We start from the raw sequence: 3,569 nt of genomic DNA, 5'->3' as shown, positions 1-3,569 counted from the left end.
CGACCATGACCGATACCGACACGCCCGCACTAGCAAGCTAAAACCCCAAACGAGAGGAAAACGCCGTTACACCACTACAAGGGACTTGACCGGCGTCTTCTTCGTTGGCGGAATCGCGGCCCTCATCGCGCGTGCTCGACACGTCGGGAGAGACCAGGCTTACCAGTCGGGCACGCCAGGGGTCATTCAGCCGCTAGGAGCCCCCGTCGGGCCGGCTGCCAAGACACCGGTGGCGGTGCGCTTCACCCCGCCCGAGCGGATCACTCCGGCCGAGGCCGTCATCTTGATGGACAAACGGAAATCGACGAAATCTCTTGGCATCATCCTGGTCGATCTCGCCGTCCGCGGCTATCTCAAGGTGTCCGAGGTGCAGTGGAGTTCGTTCCGGTCGAAAAAACCAACAGACTGGACCCTGACGCTGCTGCCGAATCAGACGCAGGTCACCGAAACCTACGATTACCGGATGCTCGCGGGACTGAATTTCTTCGCCGACAGTGTGGGCAGCGACGCGATCGAGGGACCGCAAGTCCAGATCTCCAAGCTCCGCAGGCACTTCCAATCCGCGGCGAAAAAGATCGATGATGACCTCACGACGACAATCGACCGTAAGGGGCTGTTCAAAAAGCCACTGAAGACGAAGCAGACCGGCTGCTTCGTCGCTGCCTCATGCGCGGTGCCTATCATCTTGTTCTTGTTTGCGGCGCTGCCGGTGACGGCCTACATCTTCATGCCGATCATCGCCGTCGCGACTCTGATTATGCTCATCGCGACCCTCGGCCGGTTCTTGCGTCCCAAGCTCGGGCGCAGCGCCCTCGGGCACGCCCTGTTTAAGCAGGCGGAAGGGTTCAAGGAGTACCTGAAAACGGCCGAGGCGCAGCAGATCATCCACGAGTCGCGTCAGGCGGAATTTGCCCGCTACCTGCCGTGGGCGATGGCCTTCGGCATCGAAGACCGCTGGGCGGTCGTCATGGACCAACTTGCACGCAGCGGCAACGCGACCGGCGACACCTCCTGGTACGTCGGACGCAACATCCACTCGTTTAGCTCGATGAGTGACTCGGTCTCGCAGTTCTCCTCGAGCGCGGGTTCCTCGCTGTCTTACCAGCCGTCCACGTCCGGTTCCTCCGGCGGCTCGGGAAGCTCGGGCGGCGGCGGTTCCAGCGGTGGCGGCGGTGGTGGCGGCAGCGCAGGCGGCCGATAATGCGTCAATTCCTTGCCCTGCTCGCCGCGGGCGTGGCTCTCCTGTTGGGGTTGCCGCTGCCTGCGAGCGCGAGCGTCACGGATGACTCGATCAAGAAACTCGACGTCGAGATCACCCTCGATGAGTCGGGCACGGCGCACGTTAAGGAGCGGTTCGAGTGGAACTTCGCCGACGGGCAGGGCCACGGGTTCTATCGCACGATCACGAAAGCCCAGGCCTATGATCCCGAACCGAATAATTACCGCGTCTATGAGGTGAGCAACGAGCAGGTCACCTCCCCAAGTGGCGCTCCCGCATAGATCTGGCGAGAGTCCGATAGCGGCGGCGTGCTGAAGCTATCGATCGGCGCTCCCGATGGTTCCGATGATCGGGTCAGCGGCGTGCAGACGTACGTGCTTTCCTACGACGTCAAGGGCACCATCAACGCCATCACGGATGGACAAAACGCCGGGCTAGAAGAGTTCTACTGGAATATCTTTGATGACCTCGATGTGCGGGCGGACGCCATCACCGTGCGGATCAGTGGGTCCGCCGCGGTTCGCGATATCGCCTGCTACCAGGGGCCGGCCGGGCAGGATGCGCGGTGCACGACGTCTCGATCGGCCGGCCCGAGCGCCACGTTCACGTTCGATGCGCTGCGCGCAGGCGATGCGGCAACGGTCATGGCCGCGTTCCCGGGTGGGACGTTTGTGAACACCGAGCCCATTCTGCGCGATGGTAGGCAACGGTTCTTAGGCCTGCCGCCGCTTGCGGCGATCCCCGCGGCGCTCGTCGGCGGACACGAGACCCCGGTCGCCGTTCAGTTCACGCCCCGGAGAATCTCAGCCCGGCCGAAGCGCAGGCGCTGCTGGCCGCGTCCTACCCGTCACGGTCACTCGGCGTCGTCGTGCTTGATCTCGCCACCCGCGGTTTCCTCAGGATTTCTGAAGTACAGCGGGATGGCGCCGGCGATCCGGATGACTGGGCGATCACGCTGATATCGACGCCCACGCCGCCTGAGCAGGAGTTCGAAAGACGCACGCTCGTCTCGCTGAACCTGCACACGATGGTCTTCGACGGCGAAAAACCGTGCGCGTGAGTGCGCTGCGCGAGGAATTCCACGAGTCGGCAACGCAGATCGAGGAATCCATCGCCGATGCGATGAATAAGAAAAAGCTCTTTCGTCGTCCCCTCAAAGACGGCAGCGTGTCGACGCTCGGAGTACTCGCCATCGTCGTGATCGTCGGCCTCGTCTTTTACAATGGTTTTTCCTCCCTGCTGGCGCTATTTAGGCCGCCACAGCTGTACTTCCTGCCCGCCATCGTGGCCCTCGTTGCTGCCGGGATGATCCGAGCGTGGCGCAGATCCTTCCCGGTTTTTGGTCGCAGCGCCTACGGCTATGCCCTGTATAAGCAAACCGAGGGTTTCCGCGAATATTTAAAGACCGCGGAAGCCGACCAGATTATTGCCGAATCGCGGCAAGCGGAGTTTTCGCGCTACCTGCCGTGGGCCATGGCGTTCGGGCTTGAAGACCTGTGGGCGATCACGATAGACCACATCGCCGAGCGCACCGCTGTCACGGCGCCCAACTGGTACGTCGGCTCTGATCTCTCCTCGTTCCGTGACTTTGCCGATGCTGCCGGGAGTTTCTCCTCGATGTCTGCGGACTCTATGGCCTATCAGCCCCCGACGTCCGGGTCTTCCGGTGGATCGGGCGGCTTCGGCGGCGGCTCGGCCGGCGGCGGAGACGGTGGCGTTAGCGCCGGTGGGCGCTAACGTTCGCGCCCGATTGGTAAGACAACTACCATGGCCGGGACGCTCCAATTGGCTGGGAAGGGTCTCAACTCCATGCGTAAACTCCGCACGATCACCGGTGTGATTGCCGCAGCGGCACTTGCCCTCTCCGCGTGTACCGACACCAAATCGCCGGGCTCTGATCAGGGTGCCGGTTCGAAGGAATCCGCGGTGGTGATGAAAGACAGCGTTGAGACGCAGTCCGTCGCTGGCGATGCAGCCGCGCAGTCGGGTGGCGCCGCGAAGGCGCTGTTCGACAAAGCGGACGCCGTGGTGCTGGCACCCGCGGGCGATGCTGCCGCGCAGTTCCGTGCCGCCTCCATCGGTCGCGCGCTCGGGATTCCTACCCTCGCCGTTTCTGATACGGATGCCGGGCAAGCGCTGCAGGACCTGAAAGCAAGCGCGGCGATCCTTGTCGGTGATGTGAAGCCTGCCGAGGCCGAAGGCATCACCTCCTATCGCGCGCCCGCTAAGGCCGCTGATCTCGCGAAAGCCACCGGTCTAGATGTTGTGGGTCATGACGTTGTAGTCACCGACCGGGGATGAAGGAACGGGCCCCTGACTGCACGATGGGTGGTGTCAAAGCAACCATCCA

At 63.0% G+C, this 3,569-nt stretch carries 3 protein-coding genes and 1 pseudogene; all 4 read left to right on the top strand.

Annotated features, from left to right (window positions below; translation table 11 throughout):
• Positions 1–85 precede the first annotated feature (85 nt).
• Positions 86–1,201, top strand: coding sequence for a DUF2207 family protein (locus BSZ39_RS12345; protein ID WP_073717613.1), 1,116 nt, complete (start codon positions 86–88; stop codon positions 1,199–1,201).
• A pseudogene (locus BSZ39_RS14865) lies at positions 1,201–2,178 on the top strand (DUF2207 domain-containing protein). Before BSZ39_RS12345 ends, BSZ39_RS14865 begins: the two are co-directional and overlap by 1 nt.
• Positions 2,179–2,269: 91 nt before the next feature.
• A complete protein-coding gene (locus BSZ39_RS12325) occupies positions 2,270–2,956 on the top strand; it encodes a DUF2207 family protein (RefSeq protein ID WP_073717609.1) in 687 nt (228 codons plus the stop codon).
• A gap of 30 nt (positions 2,957–2,986) precedes the next feature.
• Positions 2,987–3,520 (top strand): hypothetical protein, encoded by a 534-nt coding sequence (locus BSZ39_RS12320; protein ID WP_073717608.1) that lies wholly within the window; start codon positions 2,987–2,989, stop codon positions 3,518–3,520.
• Positions 3,521–3,569: the final 49 nt, after the last annotated feature.

The sequence above is a fragment of the Bowdeniella nasicola genome (genome assembly GCF_001907295.1).
Taxonomy (GTDB): domain Bacteria; phylum Actinomycetota; class Actinomycetes; order Actinomycetales; family Actinomycetaceae; genus Bowdeniella; species Bowdeniella nasicola.
Note: the sequence above shows the minus strand (reverse complement) of the source record. Positions and strands in the feature narration are given on the sequence as shown.